Here is a 7,342-nt window from a genome sequence, read left to right on the forward strand (position 1 = left end):
CCCATTGAACTGGGCAATATTGTTTCATAAATAGAGCAAATGGCCAGCACGCCGGGTAGCGGGCGACTGGCAAAACAGCTTAAGTGCGCCAATGCCGACACGACAAGGGGTCGATGCCAGCGCAGGCATTGCCGAGCCGGTTGATGAAAGCAAAAAAATGGTGGAACAGGTGGTCGCAAGCAAGGGAGTTTGACGCAGCGCCACCCAGGCGCGGCCAAGCCGGAAGGGGGCCTAACCGGCAAGCGGCTGACAGGAGTGCATGGCCACGACCTGATTACGCCCCTGGCGCTTGGCCTGGTAGACCGCGGCATCTGCCGTGCTCACCAGCCAGTCGGGCTGCTGGTTGATGCTGGCATGGGCAAGGGCAATGCCGATGCTGATGGTCACCACCGTGCTGCAGCCGGATGAGGGATGCGGCAAGGCCAATGCCTCGACCTCGCTACGGATCTGCTCGGCCAGCGCCATGGTCTGTGACAGATTACAGCCACGCAGCAACAGGACGAATTCCTCACCACCATAGCGTGCCGCACACCCTTGCCTGGCCGATGCATGACGGCTGATCACCTGCGCCACCTTGATCAGGGTCTCGTCTCCCATCTGATGGCCCTGGCTGTCGTTGTAAAACTTGAAGTAATCCACATCGACAAACAACAGGGCGATGTCCTCCTGCTGCTGCAGCCGCCTTTCCCAGAAAGCGTGCAGTTGCTGGTCGAAATAACGCCGGTTGAACAGGCCGGTCAGGCCATCGACGGTGGAAATCTGCTGCAGATACTTGAAGCCCTGCTGTAACTGGCGGTGATCGCGCTGCAACTCCAGCGCCAGCAGATAGCTGCGCCGTTCTTCCTTTTGCAGCTGGAACAGGCCGAGCAGGCCCAGCAAAACACAGGAAACCAGCAGGATGAAGATGAGCGAGCGTGCTGCCTCGTCGAGAAAATGCAAACTGCACAAGACCCAGCCCAGATAAGCCAGCGAAACAACACAGCTCAGGCAGGCCAGACGGAAGGGAATGCGCAATCCGAACATCATGAACACCAGGCACAACATGACCCCGCCGTAGTAATGCTGCGCAGTCGGCATGTGGCTGATGGAGAAAAACCAGGTCAGCCCCAGCACGAAGGCGGTGCTGGCCAACACCACGGAATATTCGTAGTAAGGCTGGAAAGGCCGCCAGAAACTGCAGGCGATGGTCAAGGCGGCAAAACCGGGCAGCCACAGCCAGCGCCAGATCCATACCCGCTGATAGACATCCGGCAGGTAGAACCGGTCCACCAGACCGTACAGCATGAATACCACGATGCCGATGGCACCAAACAGGCGGTAACGCCGCATGCGATGCGCGGCCGTATCCTGCTGGTAGATTTTTTCCAGCAATGGCGGCAACCGCAGCTGGTACCAGGGCTGCTGGTCGGCAGTGGCCAGCTCCTGATTCAGGCGGGGGGGCATTTTCGCTACCATGGCACCTCCCGCGGCAACAAGGGGGAGCCTGGCATCCATTCGAGATTAGACATGGTGCGATCCAGTGCTTACCGTATGGGTCTGAATAGCGACACAATGCTGAAAACGGCAACGCTGCATGATGGCAACAGCATGCTTGCGGCCAGTATAACGGAAATGCCCGCAGGCCAAGCGCCAGTGCGGCAGCCAGGCCGATATAAGATGACAAATGAGCAAATTGCCGCCCTGATTGGCAGTCATGGCTCAAAACCGGCTGCTTACTGCTTTTTTATCATCCGGTTTGGCACGATGACAAGCCGGTGAGCGATAGCAGGGGCAGCGCAAACAAAAAGGAAAGCGATGGACCGGCTGATTGCCATGCAGGTATTTGTTGAAGTCGCGCGCCGCGGCAGTTTTACCGCCGCCAGTGAAGAACTGGAACTGAGCCGCGCCATGGTGACACGCTATATCGCCGAGCTGGAACACTGGCTGGGCGCGCGCCTGTTGCAGCGCTCCACCCGCAAGGTGACGCTGACCGATGCCGGCGCCAGCTGCCTGGCACGCTGCCAGCAGATGCTGGAACTGGCGGCGGAAACGCGCGAGGAAGTGGGCCTGCGCGATGGCCAGTTACGCGGTCAGCTGCGCATCACCACCAGCATGTCCTTCGGCATGGCCCAGCTGGCGCCGGCCATCAGCGATTTTCTGGCCGAACACCAGCAGATCCGTATCGACCTGCAATTGGGCGACCGCGCGCTCAACCTGATCGAAGAAGGCATAGACCTGGCCATCCGCATCACCAATGACCCGGAGCCCGGCCTGATCGCACGCCGGCTGGCCGATTGCGCTTCGGTCATCGTGGCCGCTCCCGCCTATCTGGCACAGTACGGCCAGCCGCAGCAGCCCGCTGATCTGGGCCAGCACCACTGCCTGAGCTACAGCCAGTTTGGCCGCAGCGAATGGCGCCTGCGCCGCGGCGAAGAACAAGCCGTGGTCAAGGTACAGGGCCGGCTGAGCGCCAATGAAGCCGTCGCACTGCTACAGGCCTGCCGCCACGGTGCCGGCCTGGCCATGCAGCCCTATTATCTGGTCAAGCCGCTGCTGGACAGCGGCGAGCTGGTGGCGCTGCTAGCAGACTGGCAGCCCGTCAGCATGGGCATTTATGCGCTCTACCCCTCGCGCCGGCAGTTACCGCTGGCCATGCGCACCCTGCTGGATTTCCTGCAGCAGCGCTTTGCCCCCACCCCGCCCTGGGACCAGCCTGTTTCAGCAGCGACCCCTTACTGAAAATTCTGCCGCCACTGGCTGGGTGACAGCGCATAGCGCTGGCGGAAATGGTGGCGCAGGGACTCGGGCGAGCCGAAACCGGCCAGTTGGGCAATCTGCTCAATATTGTGATCAGCACCTTCCAGCAGGCGTTGACTCAGCGCCAGACGCTCGTCCAGCAACCACTGGCTGACCGTGCGCCCGGTCAGTTGCCGGAAATGGCGGGTAAAACTGCGCCGGCTCATCGCCGCCCGCTGGGCCAGGCTGTCCAGGCTGTGCGGCTCGGCCAGATTGGCCCTGAGCCAGTCCAGCAGTACCGCCAGCCGTGAATCACCGGCACTGGCCGGCAGCGGCTGCTCGATAAACTGCGCCTGCCCGCCCTGACGGTGCGGCGGCACTACCAGCCGGCGGGCCACACTATTGGCTAGTTCCGCGCCATAGCGCTGGCGTAGCAGATGCAGGCAGCAATCCAGCCCGGCTGCCGTGCCGGCTGAGGTCAGCATCTGGCCATCCTCGACATACAGCACCGCCGGGTCCAGCCGCACCCGTGGGTAGCGGCGGGCAAAGTCCTCGGCATAGGCCCAGTGGGTGGTGGCGGCACGGCCATCCAGCAAACCGGCCTCGGCCAGCACATAGGCTCCCAGACACAGGCCGACAATCTGCACCCCGCGCGCCGCCGCCTGCTGCAGCGCCAGCAACAAGGCCGGTGGCACCGGGCGACCAGCCTGCCAGCTGGGCAGGATGATGATGTCGGCAGCAAGCAGTGCTTCCAGACCATGCTCACAGTGGATGCTGAAACCGGCGCTGGTGCGCAGTTCGCCGACTTCCGCGCTGCACACCCGCAAGTCAAAGGCCGGCAGGCCGGGATGGGCATCGCCAAACACCACGCAAGGCACCGACAGGTGAAAGGGGCTGATCTGGGCAAAGGCGACAAGGGCAATGACGGGAGCGGACATGGCGGCATACCGGAGCGAACAGGATTGGCCCGATCTTAACGCATTCTGGCAATCGGGCCACTGTAAGCGTTGCTCTGCCGTGCTGATAATAAGAGCTGCTAACAAAACCTCGTAGAGAACCCGGGCCAAGGCGCGCCGCCGCAGACAGTACATGGCGTACGGCAAGGCGGCGCAACGCTGGAGCGGGGGTTTTGTTAGCGGATCTAAGCACCTGACCACCCGCAACCGGAGCATGCACATGACCGCACAAGACAGCGCACTGATCGTGATCGATCTGCAAAACGACTATTTTCCCGGCGGCAAATATCCGCTGTGGAATACCGAAACCGTACTGGATAACTGTGTTGCGGCCATCGAACGGGCCAAGGCACTGGGCATGCCGGTAATCCTGGTCCAGCACGTGGCTGACAGCAGCAAGGGTATCGCCCCCTTCTTCAATGCCGGCAGCGAAGGCGTGGCGCTTCACCCGCGCATTCTGGCTGCCGCGCCACAAGCACCCGTGGTGATCAAGCAGGCCGCCGACAGCTTTTACCAGACCACACTGCAGGCCACACTGGACGGGCTGGGCAGCCGCCAGCTGCTGCTGTGCGGCATGATGACGCAGAACTGCGTGACCCATACCGCCCTGTCACGCGCCGCCGATCAGTACAAAGTTGCCGTGCTGGCCGACTGCTGCACCACGGTGGACCAGATGCTGCATGCCATTGCGCTCAATGCCCTGTCCATCCGCGTACCGCTGCCCACCGCAGCAGAAGCCCTGGCCTGAAATGCCTCATTCTCAGGCCAAATAAAAAACCCGCCGGATGGCGGGTTTCTGCTTGCAGCGAGGTCGGTTCAGGCTCAGGCCTTGTTGACCGGAATCTTGCCAATCTTGACGCGCCATTCCGCCGGGCCGGTGTTGTGCACCGAGATACCGTTGGAATCGACCGCTACCGTTACCGGCATGTCTTTTACTTCGAACTCGTAGATGGCTTCCATGCCCAGGTCGGCAAAACCCACCACCTTGGACGCCTTGATGGCCTTGGACACCAGGTAGGCCGAACCGCCCACCGCCATCAGGTACACCGCCTTGTTGTCCTTGATGGCTTCGATGGCTGCCGGGCCACGTTCGGCCTTGCCGATCATGCCCAAGAGGCCGGTCTGTTCCAGCATCTGGCGGGTGAACTTGTCCATGCGGGTGGCGGTGGTGGGGCCGGCCGGGCCCACCACTTCGTCACGCACCGGATCAACCGGGCCCACGTAGTAGATGAAGCGGTTGGTGAAGTCCACCGGCAGCGCTTCGCCCTTGTTCAGCATGTCCACCATGCGCTTGTGCGCGGCATCACGGCCGGTAAGGATCTTGCCGTTCAGCAGCAGTACATCGCCCGGCTGCCAGCTGGCCACTTCTTCCTTGGTGATCTGGTCCAGATCCACGCGCTTGCCATTGCTGGTGTCGTAGGTGATTTCCGGCCAGTCTTCCAGGCTGGGCGGGGCTAGGTGGGCCGGGCCGCTGCCATCCAGATGGAAATGGATGTGACGGGTGGCGGCACAGTTGGGAATCATCGCTACCGGCAGGCTGGCTGCGTGGGTGGGGTAGTCCAGAATCTTCACGTCCAGCACGGTGGTGAGACCGCCCAGGCCCTGCGCACCAATCCCCAGCGCATTCACTTTTTCGAAGATTTCCAGGCGCAGCTCTTCTACGCGGGACAGTTCGGCACCGCTGGCGGCCTTGGCTTTCAGCTCGTGGATGTCCACGTGCGACATCAGGCTTTCCTTGGCCAGCAGCATGGCTTTTTCCGGGGTACCGCCAATGCCGATGCCCAGAATGCCCGGCGGACACCAGCCGGCACCCATGGTAGGCACGGTGTTGATCACCCAGTCGACAATGCTGTCGGACGGGTTCAGCGCGTAGAACTTGGACTTGTTCTCCGAGCCGCCGCCCTTGGCCGCACAGGTCACTTCCACGCCATCGCCTTCGACGATTTCGAAGTGCACCACGGCCGGGGTGTTGTCCTTGCTGTTCTGGCGCTTGCCAGCCGGATCCAGCAGCACCGAGGCGCGCAGCTTGTTGTCCGGGTTGTTGTAAGCGCGGCGTACGCCTTCGTTGACCATTTCCTGTACCGACAGGGTGGCGTCCCACTGCACGTTCATGCCCACTTTCAGGAACACCACGGCAATGCCGGTATCCTGGCAGATGGGGCGACGGCCTTCGGCACACATGCGGCTGTTGATCAGGATCTGCGCCATGGCGTCCTTGGCCGCCGGGCTTTCTTCATGCAGATAGGCCTGGTACAGCGCGTCGATGTAGTCCTTGGGGTGGTAGCAGCTGATGTACTGAAAAGCATCGGCGATGCTTTGAATGAAATCATCCTGACGGATAACGGCCATGAGAGGTTTCTCCAGCGTAGTGGGCTGTTAGAAGCTGTACACGATCCGCCGCATGGATGGGGCGGCACGGCATGATCGCGGACACGCTCTTAGGAATTGTCGGATTATTTTAGGGCCTTACGCTGCATTGCGCCATGCCTGCACCGGGATTAGGCGTCAATCAGTGGTCCGTCCGGGGCCTCTTGCAGTGCGCTGGCAAACGATTGCAGCGCCTGCTCCAGCGCCCGCAGCAAGCCAGGCAGGCCGGCATGCAGCTGGCCACGGGCAGCCTGCTCCACCTGTGCGGCAGCCTGCGCCAGCGCGCAGGCCCCCACATTGCGGCTGGCGCCCTTGATGCGGTGTGCCAGCAGGCCCAGCGCCTGCAGGTCGCCACTGTGCCAGGCTTGCAGCAGGGCATGCAGGTCGGCCTGCTTGTCGCGCAGGAAGGCCTGCAACAGCGCCCGTTGCTGCGGCCAGTCATCCTGATACAGCATGCGCAGCACACGCGGGTCCAGCACCGGCAGGGATGCCGGCACGGCGTGATCCGGCTGGCCGGCTTCGACCACCTCGGCGCGCAGCTGCACGATCAGCTGACAGCCCGCCTCGCTGCCCGGCGCCACTTGCAGCCGGGCAGCACTCAGCCGGGCCAGCCGGCGGATGCTGTGCCAGCCGGCCGGGGGCTGGGCTGCCTTGCAGGCACGGTCTGGCTGCTGCAACAGCGCGGCCAGCGCCGCCGCCGGGCCATCATCCGGCCTGCCGGCGTGCATGATTTCGATGGCGATGATCTGGAACAGCTGTTGCTGCGCCAACAGCTGCGTCCTGAGCAGGATGCCCCCGCTGCGGGTGTAGCGGATGGTGGCGGCGAGCAGCTGCTGCAATAGCTGCGGCAAGGCCAGCGGGTGCAGCAGCAAGGCCGGTGCCAGCGCGGCATCGGTGTCCAGCTGCCAGGCCAGGCCATGCTGCTCGGCCGCCGGGCGGCAGGCCTCATGCACGGTTGCCAGCAATTGCGGCAGACAGGTGGCGATCATGGACTGCCGCTGCGGGCTGGCCCGCCTGGGCTGGCCGGGCAGTGTGGAAGTGGCGCTTCTCATCGGCATCTTCCCTGGGGTGTAAGGTTCGGCCTCTCATGGCGCTAAGGGCCTGTCCAAGCTCTCGCGCCAGCGTGAGACAGGCACTGGCCGCGCAGCATGCCGGCGTTGACCTGCTGCATGCAGCATAGCTTAGAACTGCTGGCAAAAAGAATGGCTGGGCGGTTTCAAGAGCCAAGTGCAACGGTGGTTGGAATCCTGATATCCAGATTGAAGCAACATTCCCAGAATGCTTCGCTGGGCTTCTTAAACCCT

At 62.7% G+C, this 7,342-nt stretch carries 6 protein-coding genes; 2 read left to right on the forward strand and 4 right to left on the reverse strand.

All coding sequences use genetic code 11. The annotated features are described in order from the left end of the window. Positions 1-231 precede the first annotated feature (231 nt). On the reverse strand, positions 232-1,443 hold the full coding sequence (locus DFR38_RS19905) for a GGDEF domain-containing protein (protein WP_158527777.1): 1,212 nt from the start codon (positions 1,441-1,443) through the stop codon (positions 232-234). Between the two features lie 351 nt (positions 1,444-1,794). Here DFR38_RS19905 and DFR38_RS19915 point away from each other — a divergent pair, with 351 nt between their 5' ends. Then, on the forward strand, positions 1,795-2,718 hold the full coding sequence (locus DFR38_RS19915) for a LysR family transcriptional regulator (RefSeq protein ID WP_059286725.1): 924 nt from the start codon (positions 1,795-1,797) through the stop codon (positions 2,716-2,718). Here DFR38_RS19915 and DFR38_RS19920 read toward each other — a convergent pair. Next, on the reverse strand, positions 2,712-3,653 hold the full coding sequence (locus DFR38_RS19920; protein ID WP_059286724.1) for a GlxA family transcriptional regulator: 942 nt from the start codon (positions 3,651-3,653) through the stop codon (positions 2,712-2,714). The two genes, DFR38_RS19915 and DFR38_RS19920, sit on opposite strands and share 7 nt — an antisense overlap. A 238-nt stretch (positions 3,654-3,891) precedes the next feature. On the opposite strand from DFR38_RS19920, the gene DFR38_RS19925 reads away from it, so the two are divergent. Continuing rightward, complete coding sequence (locus DFR38_RS19925) at positions 3,892-4,419, forward strand: cysteine hydrolase family protein (protein WP_059286734.1); 528 nt, start codon at positions 3,892-3,894, stop codon at positions 4,417-4,419. Between the two features lie 74 nt (positions 4,420-4,493). Here DFR38_RS19925 and DFR38_RS19930 read toward each other — a convergent pair whose 3' ends face one another. Both DFR38_RS19930 and DFR38_RS19935 read right to left on the reverse strand, forming a co-directional pair. Continuing rightward, positions 4,494-6,020 carry a fumarate hydratase gene (locus DFR38_RS19930; protein WP_059286723.1) on the reverse strand — a complete coding sequence of 509 codons (1,527 nt, stop codon included), beginning with the start codon at positions 6,018-6,020 and terminating at the stop codon, positions 4,494-4,496. Between the two features lie 149 nt (positions 6,021-6,169). Beyond that, entirely contained in the window at positions 6,170-7,090 is a 921-nt protein-coding gene (locus DFR38_RS19935; protein WP_158527778.1) for an Hpt domain-containing protein, read from the reverse strand. Positions 7,091-7,342: the final 252 nt, after the last annotated feature.

The sequence above is a fragment of the Aquitalea magnusonii genome, from assembly GCF_003202035.1.
GTDB classification, from domain to species: Bacteria; Pseudomonadota; Gammaproteobacteria; order Burkholderiales; family Chromobacteriaceae; genus Aquitalea; species Aquitalea magnusonii.

Coding starts and splice junctions, on each gene's coding strand:
- DFR38_RS19905 (WP_158527777.1), bottom strand. CDS start 1,443: ATGCCCCCCCGCCTGAATCAGGAGCTGGCCACTGCCGACCAGCAGCCC.
- DFR38_RS19915 (WP_059286725.1), top strand. CDS start 1,795: ATGGACCGGCTGATTGCCATGCAGGTATTTGTTGAAGTCGCGCGCCGC.
- DFR38_RS19920 (WP_059286724.1), bottom strand. CDS start 3,653: ATGTCCGCTCCCGTCATTGCCCTTGTCGCCTTTGCCCAGATCAGCCCC.
- DFR38_RS19925 (WP_059286734.1), top strand. CDS start 3,892: ATGACCGCACAAGACAGCGCACTGATCGTGATCGATCTGCAAAACGAC.
- DFR38_RS19930 (WP_059286723.1), bottom strand. CDS start 6,020: ATGGCCGTTATCCGTCAGGATGATTTCATTCAAAGCATCGCCGATGCT.
- DFR38_RS19935 (WP_158527778.1), bottom strand. CDS start 7,090: ATGAGAAGCGCCACTTCCACACTGCCCGGCCAGCCCAGGCGGGCCAGC.